The sequence below is a fragment of the Micromonospora sp. bgisy143 genome (genome assembly GCF_057708145.1).
Genome location: NZ_JBYIRN010000020.1, coordinates 1 through 17,468 on the forward strand (window position 1 = coordinate 1; position 17,468 = coordinate 17,468).

A 17,468-nucleotide genomic window follows, 5' to 3' on the forward strand; every position below is an offset into this window, starting at 1 on the left:
CTTTTTTTTTTCTGCCCCCCCCCCCCCCCCCCCCCGCCTCGACCGGCCTTGCGGAACAGGGTCTAGAACTGCGCGAAAAACCGCCAGACCTCGCCCTTGGTCCAGGTCGTGATGCCGCTCTCGGCGTAGGTGCCGTCCACCGGCCCCGGCATGTGGCCGTTGTCGAACGCGGCCCACTGCACCGGATAGCCGGCGCGGCAGCCGGAGTAGGCGGTGGTGATGTGCGTACGGCTGCCCGACGCCGGCTCCCGCGGACTCTGCGCGGCGCAGCCGTTGGTCCGCACGAAGGTGTCCCGCAGCGACCGCCCCGAGGAGATGTTGAGCACCGAGTCGCTGATGCCGTGCAGACCGAAGTACGCGATCGGCTGGGTGCCGCCGCTGCACCCGCTGAGCTGGGCGCCACTGAACACCGCCACCGCCCGGAACACGTTCGCCCGCGCGCACGCGAGCGCGTAGCTCATGCCGCCCCCGTAGCTGAAGCCGAGCGCGAAGCGCTGCGTCGTGTTGACGCACAGCGTGCCCTCGATCAGCCGAATCATGTCGTCGACGAAGGTGATGTCCTCGCCGCCGGAGTTGGCCCAGCCGTTGCCGAGGCCCTGCGGGGCGACCAGGATCGCCGTGTTGTTCGACTGCTCCTGCTGTCCGTAGTAGGACCACGGCGACCCGCTCGTGCCGCCGGAGTTGACCTCGGCGGCGGTGCCACCCCGCCAGTGGAAGGCGAAGATCAACCGGTAGCGGGTGGCGGAGTTGTAGTTGGCGGGGACCCGCAGGATGAAGCTGCGGCTCTTGCCGCTGCTCTGGATCGTGTGGGTGCCGCTGGCCAGCGTGGGGCTCTTGCCGCAGCCGCCGCCGGTGCCGGTGTCGCCGGACACCTTGACCAGTTGCCACTGCTGGTGGGCGCCGCCGCCGTCGGCGTACTGGACGACGTTGGCGCCGTCGGCGGTCGAGGCGCCCTGGACCTCCACCGCCTTGCCGCTGTGCCGGGCGACCAGGCGGACGTTCCCGCCGTCCGAGTCGGCCAGTCGGAACTGCTGGTTCGCGCCGTTGTTGTCGGTCCACTGCACGACCGACGCGCCGTCGGCGGTCGACGCGCCACTGACGTCCAGCACCTTGCCGGAGAGCCGCGACTTCAACCGGTAGAAGCCGCCACCGGAGTCGGCGAACTGCCACTGCTGGTTGGTGCCGTTGTTAAGCGTCCACTGCGTGATCCGCGCGCCGTCGGTGGTGGCCTGGCCGTACACGTCCAACGCCTTGCCGCTGTTGCGGTTGACCAGGACGTACCAGGCGCTGGTGTCCACCGTCGCCGCGGCGGCGGGCGTCGCCGCGACCGCGACGAGCGTGCCGGCCGTGAGTACCGTCGCCGCCACGGCGGCCAGTCCCGACCGCCAGCGGCGCTGCGACGCCGAGTCGGGACGGACCGCACCGTTGGTTCTCATGAGTCACTCCCTTGCCGTGGCCACGCGTACCGAGGGCAGGCATGACCGGAACGGGTTAGCGTTAACAGGCGCACCGGCGAATGACCGGCATCAATGGCGGGCGGCGTTCTCACGGTGGCCCGCCGGGAAGCCCCGGCCGGGGTGCGGCCGGCCGGGGCGAGCCCAGGTTCAGCCGCGCAACTGCCACTGCTGGTTCGTGCCACCGTTGCACGACCAGAGGATGAGCTTCGTACCGTTCGCCGTCGCGGCGCCGTTCGCGTCCAGGCAGAGGCCCGACTGCACGCCCGTGATCGTGCCGTTGGCGTTGATGTTCCACTGCTGGTTGGCCTGACCGTTGCAGTCCCAGATCACCACGGTGGTGCCGTTGGTGGTGCCCGCGCCGGAGGCGTCCAGGCACTTGGTGCCGTACACCATGAGCTGCTTGCTGGCGGTCGCCGTCCACCGCTGGTTGGCGGCCCCGCTGATGCAGTCCCAGAGCTGGGCCTGGGTGCCGTTGGTCGTGCTCGATCCGCCGATCTCGGCGCAACGGCCGGACTGGACACCCACGATCTGCCCGTTCTGCGGGTTGGTGCTGCCGCCGCTCTGGACGCCGGCCGCCGCGATCACGGACTGCGCGCCCGACGGCCAGTTCCCGTTGGAGACCGTGACGTTGCTGTTGACCACGTTGCCCCGGTCGCCGTTCGTCACGTTGGTGCTGCCGTTCGTCGACCAGTTGTTGGTGACGGTGAAGTTGCCCATGTTCTCCGCGTAGTAGTAGTTCGCGGTGGCCCAGGTGCCGGTGGAGGAGAACACGTTGTTGCGGGCGGTGTAGTAGCGCGAGCCCTCGTCGAAGTAGAGCCCGAACCAGCCGTTGGTCCGCAGGCAGTAGTTCTGGTTGATGGTCCCGCCCGGGTTCGCCGAGAGCGTGTAGATGCACCCGCCGTCGGTCATCTGCTGCATCACGTCGTGCACGTAGTTGCCGATGACCTGGTTGTTCGACGCGGTGGTGGCCGTGGAGTAGCGCGGCTGGTAGTTGTAGAGACCCCGGTTGGCGTAGTGCTGGCTGCCACCGGCGTCGTTGGCACCCCAGCCGTAACCCACGGACAGACCGGTGTACGGCATGTTGTAGACCTCGTTGTGCGAGACCAGCGAGGTGCTGACGTAGGTGGTCAGGATCGACACCACACCCCGGTACTCCACGCCCAGGTCATGCACCCGGTTGTTGCTGATGGTGACGTTCCGGTTGACCATCCGCTGGTCACCGGGGTGGTGGGCGTCAGCGCGCACGCCGCCGACCACGATGCCGCCGGCCGAGTTGCGGGCGATCTCGGAGCGGGTGACCGTGATGTTGCTGGTGCCCAGGCCGACACCGCTGGCGTGGGCGTTGGCGTCGTTGCCGATGCCGATGGCCGTCTGACCCAGGTTGACGAACTGAGAGTCGCTGAAGGAGATGGTGTTGGCGGCCGAGACCTGCACGGCCGCGGGCATCTGGGCCCAGCTCGGCCGGGTGGCCTCGAACAGCGGGCAGCCCTCCTGGCAGGAGGTCAGGGCGTCGGACGGGCGGGCCCAGGTGCCGACGATGTGCGCGCCGGTCTGCTGGTCGGCGAAGCCGTTGCTGCTGCTCGGGCCGAGCCAGCTCGTACCGGTGAAGGTGATGCCGCTGAACGAGATGTGGTGCGCGGGCGCGTCGTACGTGCCGCCCACGTTGACCAGTGACTGGAGCTGCGGAAGCTCCACGCTCACGCTGTTCATGTTCTGCCCGGACAGCGGGATGTAGTTGAGCTGCCCGCTGCCCGGGTTGAGGTACCACTCCCCCGGCGAGTCGAGGAACTCGTACGCGTTGGCCAGGTAGAACGGCCCGGCCCGGTGCGGGCGGGACAGGGTGTCGAAGCCGAACGTGTTGTTGTTCCAGGCCGGCTGCTGCATCGTCAGGAAGTTCCCGCTGATGCTCTGGACGGGCGAGTACCGGTCGGTGAACGAGCCGACGCTCTCCACCTCGACCCGGTTCTGGTTACCGACGTTGTTCAGGTAGCTCAGCGCGCTGTTGCTGAACCGCATGCCGCTGGTGGTGAAGGTGAAGTCGGCGCGGTTGACGGCGGTACGCGCCCGGGTGGCGATGGCGCCGTTGACGTAGAGCTGCCGGCTGTCCAGCCCGGCCGGGACGTTGGCCCGCCAGATGTTCTTGCCGGAGTCGACCTGCGACCAGCCGGTGACCGCCCGCGCACCGCTGATCGTCGGTCGGGCCGAGGCGGCCGCCCGCCAGATCACCTGGTAGCCGTTGGTGCCGGAGTCGGCGGCGGTCAGCCGCAGCGGCGAGGTGAGCCGGTACACGCCGTCGGCCAGTTCCACGACGATGTCGCCGGACATCGAGCTGTTGAGCGTCCGTACCGCCGCCTGGGCGCCGGCCAGTGAGCACGGCTGGCTGGCGGAGCAGGTGCTGCCGCCGCCGGACGGGGACGCGTAGAGGGTGGTGGTCGCCGCGGCGGCCGGCGTGGCCGAGGCGGTGACGGCGACCAGTGCGGTCAGTGCCGCCGTGGCGGCGCCGGCGAGGAGCCGGCGCGCTACGGAGATGGATGAGACGGACACGGGACGGTCTCCTGAGGTGGTGGGGTGGGGGGTTAGCGCTAACAACGTGCGCGTGCCGACGCCCGGTCAGGCGACGACCTTGCGGAGGTGGTGCAGGCCGTCGACGGCGAGGCGGTCCTGGGAGGGGGCCAGGGGCCGCCAGATCGAGGCCGCGGTGGCGATGGTCTCGTTCTCGGCCGTGAACGACTCAATACAGACCGCGCCGCGGTAGCCGGTGCCCCGCAGGACGGAGAAGAAGCGGGGCCAGTCGAAGTGGTCCGCGCCGGGGGAACCCCGGTCGGTGCCACTGACCTGGACGTGCTTGATGTGCGGTCCGGCCAGCGCGAGGGCCGCGTAGGGGTCGGCCTCCTCGATGTTCATGTGATAGGTGTCGATCATGATGCCGACGCTGTCGGGCAGCCCGTCGATCGCCTCGATGGTCTGTTCGACGGTGTTGACCACGCTCGTCTCGTAGCGGTTCAACGCCTCGACGCCGATGGTCACGCCCACCTCACCGGCCCGGTCGGCGACCGGCGCGAGCGCCCGCCGGAAGTCGGCGTAGCAGGCCACGCGGGCCTCCGCCGACATCCGCCAGGTGCGCCCGACGGACGCGTACACCGGCCCGCCGACGCAGGGCGCGCCGACCGCCGCCGCGCTCGCCACACACCCCATGAGGTACGCGACGGTCGACTCGACGACGTCCGGCGGGGCATCCACCAGGTCGCGCCCGGGCGGCGTGACCGCGCAGACCCCGGCCGCCGCGAGGCCGTGCTCGGCCAACAGGTCCCGCGTGCGGCCGGGATCCCAGTCGCCGGGCTGCTCGATCGGCAGTTCGACCGCGTCGAACCCGAACGAGGCGATCCGCGGGATCAGCCGGGCGAGGGCCTCGTCGTCGACCGGCGAGGCCCACACCCAGGGGTTGACGCCAATGGCGTACACCGCAACCTACTTCCAGCGCTGCGGGTAGCCGGGCAGGTCACGGCAGCCGCACATCGCGTAGTGCAGCGGCGGCATGCTCGCGTCGAGGTACTGGTCCAGGTTCTCCTGGGTGATCGTGGGCTGCGGCAGCTTCCACGGGTCGGAAACCTGGGTGCCGTCGAGGATGTTCAGCGCCGCGATGATCGGCGTCCGCCACTGGTACGTCGGGTAGGTCGGCGCGATGGCGGTGAGCTGCTTGTCCTTCCAGAGCTTGAGGAAGTCGAGCTGGTCCTCGCCGTTCATCGGGGGCACCGGCTTGCCGGCGTCCTGGAATGCCTCGACCGTCGCCACGGCGACCGCCCCGGCGTCCATCCAGACGCCGTCGATCGTGCCGTACCGCTGGATGTAGTCGTTCACGATCTTCTTGGTCTTGGCCGGGTCGCCGTCGGTGAACTCCACGCCGACGACGTCGACCTTCGCCTTGTCCAGCGCGATCTTCGCGGCCGACCAGCGGGTCTCCAGCACGTCGACGCCGGGCAGGATGCGCAGCGCCAGCAGCTTGCCGCCGGGCTTCATCTTCTGGCTGACGAACTCCGCGCCGACGTGGCCGAAGCCGTAGCCGCCCACCGGGTTGATGAACGTCACCGGGCAGGTGGTGTTGACGCCCCGGTCGAAGACGACCACCGGCAGACCGGCCTTGCAGGCGGCCTCCACGGCCGGGGTGAGCGTCGCGGTGGTGTTCGGCGACACGATCAGCGCGTCGCAGCTCTTGCCGAGCAGATCGTTGATGTCGGCGATCTGCTTCTGGTCCTTGCCCTCGGCGTCGACGTGCACGAACTCGCTGATCCGCGACTTCTGCGCCTCGACCTCGGCCTGCATGGTCTTGAACCCGACCTGTCGCCACGGGTTGTTCAGCGCCGCATTGGAGAAGCAGATCTTGTGCTTACCGGTCTTCTTGTACTTCGCGGTGTCCACCATCTTCGGGTTGAGCACCTGCTCCCACGGCTTGTCGGCCGGGCCCGTCGGGGTGGCGTCGAGCAGCGCCAGTTCGTTGTCGTAGTCGGCCTGCACGAAGAACTTGGACTGTTCCCCGGTGCCCGACCCGGCGGCGGCGGACGCGCTGCCGGACGGGGACGCGGTGGGCTCGTCCGTGGCGCACCCGGCGGCCAGCACCAGCACACCCACCGCGGCCAGGGCGGTCATGGATCGTCTCATCGAATCACCTTTATCTTGAGGAGGAGGAACGCGAAGCCGAGACCGCCACGGCGAGCAGGATGATCGCGCCCTGGACGGTCGATCTGAGGGCGCCGGAGACGCCGGTGAAGTTCATCAGCGCGAAGAGCGTCTCGAGGGTCAGTGCGCCGAGCATCGCCCCGACGACCGAGCCGCGACCGCCGCCGAGGGCGACGCCGCCGAGCACGACCGCGGTGATCGCGGCGAACTCCAGGCCGACGCCGGCCTGGAACGACACACCGCTGTACCCGCCGAGCAGGATCGCCGCGACCGCCGCCGCGACACCACTGAGCACGAACGCCATCGTCTTGGTCAGCTCGACGCGTACCCCGCTCAACTCGGCGGTACGCGGGTTGTCCCCGACCGCGACGAGCGTGCGGCCGAAGTCCGAGCGCGTCAGCAGCACGGCGATGGCGGCGACGACCACCAGCACGAGCAGCGCGTACGGAATCCGGCCGAGCAGCGGCACGTCCTCGATGGCCCGTCGGCCGAACCGGCGGAACTCCTCCGACAGCCCGCCCTTCGGCGCGCCGTCGGACCACAGGTAGACGGCGCCGACGAGGATCAGGAACATGCCGAGGGTGGTGATGAAGGACGGCACCCGCAGCACCGTGGTGACCAGACCGTTGACCAGTCCGACGAACGCGCCGCCGACGAGCAGCAGCGCAACCACCGGCCAGGTGCGTGACGGGTCGCTGTCGATGAGCCGGGCGGCGACCACGACCTGCGCCGTGACCAGGGAGCCCACCGAGAGGTCGAACTCCCCGCTGACGATCACGAAGTACTGACCGGCGGCGAGCAGGATGATCGGCGCGGAGCGGCCCAGGAACGACATCAGCGATCCGGGAGCCAGGAAGTCGGGTTGGACGAAGGCGATGATGATCAGCAGCACCGCCAGGAGCGCGGCGATCGGCGCGATCCCGTCGGGGCGGATCCGGAGGGTGAGCGGACGACGCTCGGCGACCCGCATGGTCAGGACCCCGCCTTTCGCATGGCCCGTCGGGCGTAGACGGCGACCGCGGCGATGATGATCACGCCACGGATCACCTGCTTGAAGAACGCGTCGACCTCGAGCTGGTTGAAGACCGCGTCGATGCTGGCGAGCAGCAGCACGCCGCCGATCGTGCCGAGGACGCCCCCGCGCCCGCCGGCGAGGGCGGTGCCGCCGAGGACCACCGCGGCGATCGACTCCAGGTCGTAGAGCCCTTCGGTGCCCACCCGCGGGGCGCCGGAGCCGAGTCGGCTGGCCAGGTAGACGCCGGCCAGGCCGGCACAGAGGGAGCACAGCACGTGGGCCGTGACGAGGACCCGGTCGTTGCGGACGCCGGAGAGCCGGGCGACCTCCGGATCGCCGCCGACGGCGACCAGGTGGTGGCCGAACCGGGTGCGCGAGAGCGCGAACCAGGCCGCCGCGGTCACCGCGAGCAGCAGCAGGAAGGAGACCGGCACCGGACCGATCCGCTGGTAGCCGAGCGTGCGGACCAGGGCGGGGGCGCTCTCGCCGGCCGGGCCGTCGTACCCGTTGTCGAGGTAACCCTTGAGCAGCAGCCCGACGCCGAGGGTGGCGATGAACGCGTTGATCCGCAGCTTGGTGACGAGCAGCCCGTTGAGCAGCCCGACGGCGGCGCTGACCGCGAGCGCCAGACCGATCGCCGGGAGCAGGGCGCCGTCGCTGCCGTTCATCGCCTCGGCCGCCACCAACGTGCTGAGGCTGATCACGTAGGCGACCGAGAGGTCGAGTGAGCCGCCGAGGATGACCAGGGTCTGCCCGACGGCGACGAGGCCGAGGCCGGCGGCGACGTGCAGCAGACTCACCGTCGTCGACTGGTTGAAGAGTTGACCGCCGTCGAGCGTGACGATCAGCCAGCCGAGCACGAGGGTGAGGGCCAGGGCCACGTACACGCCGGGGACGGCACGGCGGGCCGGACGCAACGACAGCGCGGTCATGCCGAACCACCTTCCGTTCGCGACTGCGGGGCTCGCAAAACCGGCTCACTCCTCGCGCTCACGCGGCTGCCTCCGAGACGGCGGTGCCGACGGCCAGGGCGACGACGTCCTCCTCGGTCGCGCCGGCGGGCAGCTCCCCCGCGATCCGGCCGTCGCGCAGCACGATGATCCGATCGCTCATGCCGAGCAGCTCGGGCAGCTCCGACGAGATCATCAGGACCGCCGCGCCGTCGCCGGCGAGGCGGCGGACCAGGTCGTGGATGGCGGACTTCGCGCCCACGTCGATACCCCGGGTCGGCTCGTCGAAAATCAGGATGCGCGGTTTCAGCGCCAGCCACCGGGCCAGCACGACCTTCTGCTGGTTGCCGCCGGAGAGGAAACGGATCTCCTGGTCGTCACCGGCGGCGCGGACCTCCACGGCGGCGAGCAGCTCGCGTACCCGTGCGGTGCGGGCGGCGCGGCCGGACCGTGCCGCGAAGACGGCCCGGCTGGCCAGCAACGCGTTGTCGAGCACCGACTGCCGTGCCACGATGCCCTCACCCTTGCGGTCCTCGGTGACGTACGCGATGCCGGCCCGCATGGCGGCGCGGGGTGAGCGCAGCCGCACCGGTTCGCCGTCCAGCTCGACGTCGCCGGTGGTGAACGGCGCCACGCCGAAGAGCGCCCGGGCGAGCGCCGATCGTCCGGAGCCCTGGAGCCCGCCGACGCCGAGCACCTCACCGGCCCGCAGCTCAAGGTCCACTCCCCGCAGCTTGCGGTTCCCCCCGCCGCGGACGGTGAGCCGTACCGGCCCCCGGTCGTCGGGGCCGGCCCGGTCGGGGTAGTAGCTGGACAGCTCGCGGCCGACCATGTGCCGGACCAGCTCGTCGGCGGTCGTGCTCGCGGTGTCCACGGTGGTCACTCGACGGCCGTCCTTGAGGACCGTGATCCGGTTGGACAGGTCGAAGACCTCGGTGAGCCGGTGTGAGACGTACAGCAGACCGATCCCGCGCTCCTGGAGCCGGCGTACCAGCCCGTAGAGCAGCTCGACCTCCTGGTCCGCCAACGCCGCGGTCGGTTCGTCCATGATGAGCAGCCGGGCGTCCAGGGCGAGCGCCTTGGCGATCTCGACGACCTGCTGCTGGGCGACGCCGAGGCGGCCGACCCGGGCGTCGGCCGGCAGGGCGGTCTCCCCGATCGAGGTGAGGAGTTCGCGGGTGCGGTCGAGCATCGCGCGGCGGTCGACCAGCCCGCGCCGGAGGGGTTCGTGGCCCAGGTAGACGTTCTCCGCGACGGTGCGCTCGGGCAGCAGGTTGAACTCCTGGTGGATGATGCCGACGCCGGCGCGCTGCGCGTCGCGGGGGCCGTGGAACGCGCGCGGCTGACCGGCGAACTCGATGGTGCCCTCGTCTGGGGCGTACCCACCCGAAACGATCTTCATGAGCGTCGACTTGCCGGCGCCGTTCTCCCCGACGACGGCGTGCACCTCACCCGGGGCGACGTCGAGGTCGACGTCGCCGAGGACGCGTACGCCGAGGAAGGACTTGCCGATGCCCCGCAGGGCCAGCAGCGGTGCCGGTGGTGGATCTGACATCCCGATAGCCCTTACAGATAGTAGTCAAAGACGGGGTCGGCACAACGGCCGGTAGGCCGTCCGACGCGCTGAGCGACGCACTTTCGCAGGCTGCTGCAGAACTTGCGTTTTTATGGTGCAAACATTTCCTTGACATCGAGGAAACATCACACGTATGAAGATAGATGTTTGGATGCGGGTCCGCAATCCTCGATCTGCGGCGACTGCCAGGCCCGGCACTCGATCGGCACGAGTGTCGGCTCGGACGAGTCAGGCCCGGCCACCCCTACCGGGGGGTAACATCAGACGCTCGACGTTGCATTGACAGTCTTCGATAGATGGCTCATCCTGACCTCGCAGACCACGGACGAGATCACAGCCCACATCACGCTGTGTGACATCCAGCGGGGCTGAATGCCGTTTCGGCGGACGGCACGACGACCGCGACCAGCACACTCGTGACCCCCGCGCGCCCAGGCACGACCTGACGCGCTGTCGGTCCGTGCCCGCAATCGCCAGTTGCCCGCCCAGACCTAGGAGACGGCATGCGTCGCCCCACAATGATCATCGGACTGATCGTCGGCCTGTTGGTGGCCCTCGGTCTGGCCCCGCCAGCATCGGCCGCCCCGGCCTTCCGCGCCCTGTTGTTCACCAAGACCGCCGGCTACCGGCACGACTCGATCCCCGCCGGGATCTCGATGTTCCAGCAGCAGGCTGCCGCGAACAACTTCGAGCTGGTGGCGACCGAGGACTCGAGCGTCTTCACGCCCGCCAACCTCGCCACCTTCGACGTCGTCATCATGTTCCAGACCTCCGGCATGGTCTGGACCTCGACCGCCCAGCGCCAGGCCATCGAGGGCTACCTCGCCAGCGGCAAGGGCATCGTCGGCGTACACAACGCCACCGACATGGGTATCGAGGCCGAGTACCCGTGGTGGGACCAGATGATGAACGGCGGCGCCCACATGCCCGAGCACTCCCCCGGAGTGCTCGCCGGCACCGCCATCGTCGCCGACAAGCAGCACCCGTCGACGGCCGGCCTGCCGGACCGCTGGAGCCGCAGCGAGGAGTGGTACAACTTCGACGCCAACCCGCGCGGTAACGTGCACGTGCTGGTGACGGCCGACGAGCGCACGTACAACCCGGGTTCGCGGGCGATGGGCCCGGACCACCCGATCTCGTGGTGCCGCAACACCGGCGGCGGCCGGGTGTGGGCCACCGCGATGGGCCACGCCATCGAGTCGTACAGCGAGACGAACTTCCGCAACCACGTCCTCGGCGGCGTCAAGTGGGCCGCCGGCAACGTGCCCGGCGACTGCGGCGGCACCGTCTGGGGCAACTTCGAGAAGCGCACCCTCGACGACAACACCGCCGACCCGATGGCGCTGGCCGTACTGCCCGACGGCCGGGTGCTGTACGTGCAGCGCGGCGGCCAGGTGAAGATCTTCAAGCCGAGCACCAACAGCACCGTCACCGCCGCCACGCTGAGCGTCTACACCGGCGGTGAGGACGGCCTGACCGGCGTCGCGATCGACCCGGCGTTCGCCAGCAACGGGTACGTCTACCTGTACCACTCACCGGCGAGCAGCTCGACGGACGTCAACCGGGTGTCCCGCTACACGCTCTCCGGTGACACGCTCAACCTGTCCACCGAGGCCCGGATCATCGACATCCCCGCGTACCGGGACCGGACCTTCGCCGAGCCCGGGCACACCGGCGGCTACATCGAGTTCGGCCCGGACGGCAACCTGTACATCGGCACCGGCGACGACACGCCGCCGAACCTCGACCCCAACTGGCAGGGCTACGCCCCGCTGGACTGGCGCTCGGGCAAGTCCAACCTGGACGCCGCCCGCTCCGCCGGCAACACCAACGATCTGCGCGGCAAGCTGCTGCGGATCAAGCCCTCGGCCACCGGCGGGTACACCATCCCGACGGGCAACCTCTACCCGCAGGGCACCGCGCAGACCAGGCCCGAGGTGTACGCCATGGGCTTCCGCAACCCGTTCCGCTTCTCGATCGACCCCGCCACCGGCTGGGTCTACCTGGCCGACTACGGCCCGGACCGCAACCCGCCGACCACCAACCGCGGTCCGGAGGGTCTCGTCGAGCTGAACGTGATCAAGTCCGCCGGTAACTACGGCTGGCCGTTCTGCCACGGCAACAACCAGCCGTACGCGCCGTTCAACCCGGACACCGGCGTCGTCGGGGCGAAGTTCAACTGCAACGCGCCGGTCAACAACTCGCCGAACAACACCGGCCTGGTCAACCTCAAGCCGGTCGTCGCGCCGAACATCTGGTACGGCTACCCGGCCTCGACGACCTTCCCCGAGCTGGGCTCCGGCGGGTCGGCGCCGATGGGTGGCCCGGTGTACCGGTACGACGCGAACAACCCGTCCGCGACCAAGTTCCCGCCGTACTACGACGGCGTGCACTTCTTCTACGAGTGGGCCCGCAACTACGTCAAGGAGGTCCACTTCGACTCCTCGACGGCGGTCACCCGGACCAACCCGTTCCTGCCCGGCGGCAACTTCAACAAGCCGATGGACATGGAGTTCGGTCCCGACGGCTCGCTGTACCTACTGGAGTGGGGCTCGAACTTCGGCGGCGGCAACAACGACTCCGGGCTCTACCGGATCGACTACATCCAGGGCGGCCGGTCACCGATCGCGAAGGCCGTCGGCACGCCGACCAGCGGCAGCGCCCCGCTGACCGTCCAGTTCAGCAGCGCCGGCACCATCGACCCGGACCCGGGCAACACACTGAGCTACCAGTGGACGTTCGGTGACGGTGGCACGTCCACCGCCGCGAACCCGACGTACACCTACACGACCAACGGCAACTACACCGCGCAGCTCAAGGTCACCGACAACACCGGCAAGACCGGCTTCGCCAACGTGCAGATCACCGTCGGCAACACCGCCCCGGTGGTCACCATCACCGTGCCGCCCAACGGAGGCATGCTGAACTTCGGCGACAAGGTCTCGTACACGGTCAGCGTCTCCGACCCCGGCGGCGCGGCCATCGACTGCACCAAGGTGTTCGTCAACCCGGCCCTGGGCCACGACGACCACGCCCACGAGACCACCGAGTACCCGGGCTGTTCGGGCACCATCTCCACCGACCTGCTCGGTGGGCACCCCGAGGGCGCGAACCTGTACTACGTGCTCAACGCCCGCTACACCGATAACGGTGGCTCGGGTGGCGCGGCGCCGCTGACCGGCTACGCGACGGCGATCCTGCAACCCAAGCACAAGCAGGCCGAGTACTTCAGCAGCCAGTCCGGCGTGCGGGTCGTCGACCAGAGCGCCGCGGAGAGCGGTAAGCGCGTCGGCGACATCTCCAACAACGACTGGGTGGCGTTCAACCCGATGAGCCTGTCGGGCATCAGCACGGTCAGCTACCGGCTGTCGTCGCCCAGCGGTGGCGGCTCCATCGAGCTGCGGGCGGACTCGCCGACCGGCACCCTGCTGGCGACGACGTCGGTGCCCAGCACCGGCGGCTGGGACAACTACCAGTCCACGGCGGCGACGAACGTCGCGGCGCTGTCCGGGACCCACACCCTCTACATGGTGTTCAAGGGCAGTTCGTCCAACTGGTTCGACCTCGACGCGTTCACCTTCGGCGGCAACGGCGTGGGGGTGCCCGGCACGGGCACCGGTACCGGCGTGGCCGGGAAGACCTGGACCCTCACGGCCCAACACAGTGGCAAGCTGATGGACGTCAGTGGGGTCTCCACCGCCGACGGCGCCCAGGTCGTGCAGTGGGCGGCGACCGGTGGCAACAACCAGAAGTGGCAGGCGGTGGACGCCGGCAACGGCGCCGTCTACCTCAAGGCGGTGCACAGCGGTAAGTGCCTCGACGTCGTCGGCGGCTCCACCGCGCAGGGCGCCTTCCTGCAACACACCACCTGCAACAACTCCAACCAACAGAAGTTTACCGTGACGGCGACCAGCACGACCGGGATCTACACGGTCAAGAGCGCGCTCAGCGGGCTCTGCCTGGACGTCAACGGCGCCTCGACCGCCGACGGGGCCCGACTGCTGCAGTGGGGCTGCCACAGCGCCGCCAACCAGCAGTGGCGGTTCACCCAGGTCTGACCACCGGCCCGGGCGCGAACGAAGCGCCGGCCACCCGCTCCTGACGACGGGTGGCCGGCGCTTCGGCCTTTCGGCGGCGGGCCGTCAGCCCAGCAGTCCGGCGTCCCGCAGCGCCGCCCAGAGCTGCTCCGGGACGTCCGCGTCGAAGCGACGCAGCGTCTCGGTCACCTGGGCGGCGTCCCGGAGGCCCACCACCGTGGAGACCACCACCGGGTGCCGGCGGACGAACGCCAGCGCCGCCTGGGGCAGCGTGACGCCGTACTCCTGACAGACGGCGGCGATCCGCCGGGCCCGCTCGATCACCTCCGGCGGCGCCTGCTGGTAGTTGTAGGTCGCATCGGCCGGTGGCTGGTCGCGGGCCAGCAGCCCCGAGTTGTAGACCCCGGCGATCACCACGCCCACCCCCGCGGCCTGCGCCGCCGGCAGCAGGTCGTCGAGCGCGCCCTGTTCGAGCAGGGTGTAACGGCCGGCACACATCACCACGTCGATGTCGGTCTCCTGGACGAACCGCGCCAGCATCGCCGACTGGTTCATGCCGGCCCCGATCGCGCCGACGACCCCCTGCTCGCGCAGCTCGACCAGGGCCGGTACCGCCTCGGTCGCCGCCTGCCCCCAGTGCTCGTCCGGGTCGTGCAGGTAGACGACATCGACTCGGTCCAGGCCGGTGCGCTCCAGGCTGGCCTCCAACGACCGCAGGACGCCGTCCCGGCTGAAATCCCAGACCCGCCGGTGGTCGGCCGGCACGTCGAAGCCCTCCGGGTCGCGCTCCCGCGCGCTCTCCGGCGACGGTACGAGCAGCCGCCCGACCTTCGTCGACACCACGTACTCGTCGCGGGGCCGGGACCGCAGCGCCGCCCCGAGCCGCCGTTCGGACAGGCCGAGGCCGTAGTGCGGTGCGGTGTCGAAGTAGCGGATGCCGGCGTCCCAGGCGGTGTCGACGGCCGCGCTGAACTCCTCGTCCGACGTCGCCCGGTACAGGTTGCCGCCCTGCGCCGCGCCGAAGCCCAGCGTGCTGAGGCGTACGCCCGGTCGGCGGGGCAACTCGCGGCCGGTCACGACGCACCCAACCCGTACGCGCGCACCGCGGTCTCCCGCCAGATCGACGCCTGTTCCTGGTCGCCGAGCGGTTCCAGCAGGTCGGCGAGGACGCCGACCCACCGGGTGTAGGAGCTGGCGAGCAGGCACACCGGCCAGTCGGAACCGAACATGAGCCGGTGCGGTCCGAACGCGTCGAGCGCGTGGTCGACGGCGGGGCGCAGGTCGTCCGCCGACCAGGACGGGACGTCCACCTCGGTCACCAGGCCGGAGAGCTTCGCCGTGACGTTCGGCTCGGCGGCGAGTGCCCGCAGGTTGGCCGGCCAGTCCCCCAGGTCTCCCCGGCCGAGCGCCGGCTTGGCCAGGTGGTCCAGGATGAACGTCACCTCGGGCAGGTCCCGGACGAGCCGGGTGGCCGCCGGCAGTTGGTGGTCGCGGACCAGCAGGTCGTAGGCGAGACCGGCGGCACCGACCGCGGCGACGCCCCGCCGGACGTCGCGCCGGTCCAGGTACGCCGGGTCGGTCTCGGACTGGACCAGGTGGCGGATGGCGACCAGTCGCTCCCCGCCACGGGCGGCGCGCAGCCGGTCCAGGCGCTCGTCGATGTCGTCGGCGGTGAGGTTGACCCAGCCGACGACGCCGCCGATGAGGGGATCGTCGGCCGCGATGCTCAGCAGGTGTTCGGTCTCCGCGACGGAGGCGATGGACTGCACGACGACGGTCTCGGTGACCCCGGCTGCGAGCGCCGCCGGAGCGAGATCCGCCGGGGTGAAGTCGTTGTCGATCGCCGCCATCGTGTCCGGGTCGATCCACGGTTGCGGGTGCCGGGCACGGACCCAGAGGTGGTGGTGCGCGTCGACGATGCCGGGGCGCCCGGCCGGCGTTGGCCCGGTCATCGGCCCAACCATCCGCCGTCGACGGGCAGGACGGCGCCGTGCACGTAGTCCGACGCGGCGGCGGCCAGGAACACGGTGGCGCCGGCCAGGTCGTCGGCGCGTCCCCACCGGCCGGCCGGTATCCGGCCCAGGATGGCGTCGTTGCGCACGGGGTCGTCGCGCAGCGCCTGGGTGTTGTCGGTGGCGATGTACCCGGGCGCGATCGCGTTGACGTTCACCCCGTGTCCGGCCCACTCGTTGGACAGGGCCTTGGTCAGCCCGGCGAGGCCCGACTTGGCCGCGGTGTAGCTCGCGACGTTGATGCCGCCCTGGAAGCTGAGCAGGGAGGCGGTGAAGATGACCTTGCCTCGGCCCCGGTCGACCATCCGTCGGCCGATCTCCCGGGTCAGCACGAACTGGCTGGACAGGTTCACCTGCACCACCCGGTCCCACATCTCGTCGGGGTGCTCCGCGGCCGGCGCCCGGGCGATGGTGCCGCCGTTGTTCACCAGGATGTCCACCGGCGCGACCGCCTCGGCCTCCTCGGCCAGCCGGTACACCGCGGCCCGGTCACCGAGGTCGGTCCGGATGCCGGTGAACCGGCGACCGGCCGCCTCGACACGCCGCTGGACCTCACTGCCCTCCGGCTCCAACTGCGCCGACACCCCGATGACGTCCGCGCCGGCCGATGCCAGTGCCTCGGCCATCGCGAGGCCGATCCCCCGCCGGGCGCCGGTCACCAGGGCGGTCCGTCCGGTCAGGTCGAACAGGGTGCTCATCGCTCCTCCTCCCGCCAGTCGAGCAGCACCTTCATGACGCCGCCGCCGGACTCCAGGGCCTCGAACGCGTCCGTGACGCCGGCCACCGGCAGCACCCGGGAGATCAGCTCCTGGGCCGGGATGACGCCCGCCGCCACCAGCCGGATCGCCTCGACGACGTCCGCGCGGCGGTACAGCCGCGCGCCCAGCAACTCCAGCTCCCGCCAGAAGAAGCGGTGCAGGTTCACCGGACGGGGCTGCGGGTGGATCGCCACCATCACCAGCCGGCCCCGGGTGGTCAGCACGTCCACCGCGGTGCCGACGCCGGCGGCGGAGCCGGACACCTCGAACGCGACGTCCGCGCCGGCGCCGCCGGTCCGGTCGTTGACCAGCGCCACCACATCGGTCGGCCCCGGGTCCACGGCATCGATGCCGATGCCCGACGCGACCCCGCGCCGGAAACCGTCCGGTTCGACGAGCAGGACCCGGGCCCCACGCTCGCGGGCGACGGCCGCGATGAGGACGCCCACCGGCCCTCCGCCGACGACGACCACGTGCTCGCCGGACGCCACCTGCGCCCGGCCGACGTCGTGCACCGCCACGGCGACCGGTTCGACGAGCGCCGCCCGGTCCAACGGCAGGTCGTCCGGGAGCGGCAGCACCAGGTTGGCCGGCACCGTCCAGGACGACTGCATCGCGCCGGGCGAGTCGATGCCGAGGAAGTCCATCGCGTGACAGATGTGCGAGTGGCCGCGACGGCACGCCGGGCACTTCCCGCAGGCGCGGGTCGGCATCACCGTGACGGGCTGCCCGACCCGCAGGTCGGTCACGCCGTCGCCGACCGCGGCGACGTGGCCCGACATCTCGTGCCCCAGGACCGCCGACGCGCCGACCCGGGCGTCCATGTCGCCGTGGAAGATGTGCAGGTCCGTACCGCAGATCCCGGTGTACGCCACCGCGATCCGTACCTGGCCGGGGCCCGGCGGTTCCGGTGCGCGGTCCTCGATACCGAGGTCCCGTGCTCCCTTGTAGACAACTGCCTTCACTGCTGCTCCGTCTCGACGTGGTTG

11 protein-coding genes and 1 pseudogene are annotated in these 17,468 nt (G+C 70.5%); 1 reads left to right on the forward strand and 11 read right to left on the reverse strand.

Features of this window, described 5'->3' with window-relative positions:
• Positions 1–65: 65 nt before the first annotated feature.
• The 7 genes and pseudogenes from AC3EN4_RS21895 to AC3EN4_RS21925 all read right to left on the reverse strand — a co-directional run.
• Positions 66–1,436: pseudogene (locus tag AC3EN4_RS21895) on the reverse strand (RICIN domain-containing protein); the annotation flags it as partial.
• Between the two features lie 168 nt (positions 1,437–1,604).
• The gene (locus AC3EN4_RS21900; RefSeq protein ID WP_435207584.1) at positions 1,605–4,001 is read right to left on the reverse strand and encodes a ricin-type beta-trefoil lectin domain protein; all 2,397 of its coding nucleotides are present in this window, start codon (positions 3,999–4,001) and stop codon (positions 1,605–1,607) included.
• Positions 4,002–4,067: 66 nt separating this feature from the next.
• Positions 4,068–4,919: a sugar phosphate isomerase/epimerase family protein gene (locus AC3EN4_RS21905; RefSeq protein WP_435207585.1), complete on the reverse strand. Its 852-nt coding sequence runs from the start codon at positions 4,917–4,919 to the stop codon at positions 4,068–4,070.
• A 6-nt stretch (positions 4,920–4,925) separates the two neighbouring features.
• Positions 4,926–6,113, reverse strand: a complete 1,188-nt coding sequence (locus tag AC3EN4_RS21910) for an ABC transporter substrate-binding protein (protein WP_435207586.1) — start codon at positions 6,111–6,113, stop codon at positions 4,926–4,928.
• Positions 6,114–6,123: 10 nt separating this feature from the next.
• Positions 6,124–7,101, reverse strand: a complete 978-nt coding sequence (locus AC3EN4_RS21915; RefSeq protein WP_435207587.1) for an ABC transporter permease — start codon at positions 7,099–7,101, stop codon at positions 6,124–6,126.
• A 2-nt stretch (positions 7,102–7,103) separates the two neighbouring features.
• Positions 7,104–8,078 carry an ABC transporter permease gene (locus tag AC3EN4_RS21920; protein ID WP_435207588.1) on the reverse strand — a complete coding sequence of 325 codons (975 nt, stop codon included), beginning with the start codon at positions 8,076–8,078 and terminating at the stop codon, positions 7,104–7,106.
• 58 nt (positions 8,079–8,136) lie between these two features.
• On the reverse strand, positions 8,137–9,651 hold the full coding sequence (locus tag AC3EN4_RS21925; RefSeq protein WP_435207589.1) for a sugar ABC transporter ATP-binding protein: 1,515 nt from the start codon (positions 9,649–9,651) through the stop codon (positions 8,137–8,139).
• A gap of 524 nt (positions 9,652–10,175) precedes the next feature.
• On the opposite strand from AC3EN4_RS21925, the gene AC3EN4_RS21930 reads away from it, so the two are divergent.
• Entirely contained in the window at positions 10,176–13,730 is a 3,555-nt protein-coding gene (locus AC3EN4_RS21930; RefSeq protein WP_435207590.1) for a ThuA domain-containing protein, read from the forward strand.
• Positions 13,731–13,814: 84 nt separating this feature from the next.
• Here the strand turns inward: AC3EN4_RS21930 and AC3EN4_RS21935 are convergent, their stop codons facing one another.
• The 4 genes from AC3EN4_RS21935 to AC3EN4_RS21950 are packed head-to-tail and all read right to left on the reverse strand — an operon-like array spanning position 13,815 to position 17,444.
• Complete coding sequence (locus AC3EN4_RS21935; RefSeq protein WP_435207591.1) at positions 13,815–14,786, reverse strand: aldo/keto reductase; 972 nt, start codon at positions 14,784–14,786, stop codon at positions 13,815–13,817.
• Positions 14,783–15,661, reverse strand: coding sequence for an amidohydrolase family protein (locus tag AC3EN4_RS21940; RefSeq protein ID WP_435207592.1), 879 nt, complete (start codon positions 15,659–15,661; stop codon positions 14,783–14,785). The genes AC3EN4_RS21935 and AC3EN4_RS21940 overlap by 4 nt, the downstream gene beginning before the upstream one ends.
• Positions 15,658–16,419: an SDR family NAD(P)-dependent oxidoreductase gene (locus tag AC3EN4_RS21945; protein WP_435207593.1), complete on the reverse strand. Its 762-nt coding sequence runs from the start codon at positions 16,417–16,419 to the stop codon at positions 15,658–15,660. The genes AC3EN4_RS21940 and AC3EN4_RS21945 overlap by 4 nt, the downstream gene beginning before the upstream one ends.
• Entirely contained in the window at positions 16,416–17,444 is a 1,029-nt protein-coding gene (locus AC3EN4_RS21950) for a zinc-dependent alcohol dehydrogenase (protein ID WP_435207594.1), read from the reverse strand. The genes AC3EN4_RS21945 and AC3EN4_RS21950 overlap by 4 nt, the downstream gene beginning before the upstream one ends.
• Positions 17,445–17,468 lie beyond the last annotated feature (24 nt).

What these genes read in the sequence shown, in the direction of transcription:
- AC3EN4_RS21915 (WP_435207587.1), bottom strand. Translation starts at nt 7,101, where the DNA reads ATGCGGGTCGCCGAGCGTCGTCCGCTCACCCTCCGGATCCGCCCCGAC.
- AC3EN4_RS21925 (WP_435207589.1), bottom strand. Translation starts at nt 9,651, where the DNA reads ATGTCAGATCCACCACCGGCACCGCTGCTGGCCCTGCGGGGCATCGGC.
- AC3EN4_RS21910 (WP_435207586.1), bottom strand. Translation starts at nt 6,113, where the DNA reads ATGAGACGATCCATGACCGCCCTGGCCGCGGTGGGTGTGCTGGTGCTG.
- AC3EN4_RS21930 (WP_435207590.1), top strand. Translation starts at nt 10,176, where the DNA reads ATGCGTCGCCCCACAATGATCATCGGACTGATCGTCGGCCTGTTGGTG.
- AC3EN4_RS21945 (WP_435207593.1), bottom strand. Translation starts at nt 16,419, where the DNA reads ATGAGCACCCTGTTCGACCTGACCGGACGGACCGCCCTGGTGACCGGC.
- AC3EN4_RS21940 (WP_435207592.1), bottom strand. Translation starts at nt 15,661, where the DNA reads ATGACCGGGCCAACGCCGGCCGGGCGCCCCGGCATCGTCGACGCGCAC.
- AC3EN4_RS21920 (WP_435207588.1), bottom strand. Translation starts at nt 8,078, where the DNA reads ATGACCGCGCTGTCGTTGCGTCCGGCCCGCCGTGCCGTCCCCGGCGTG.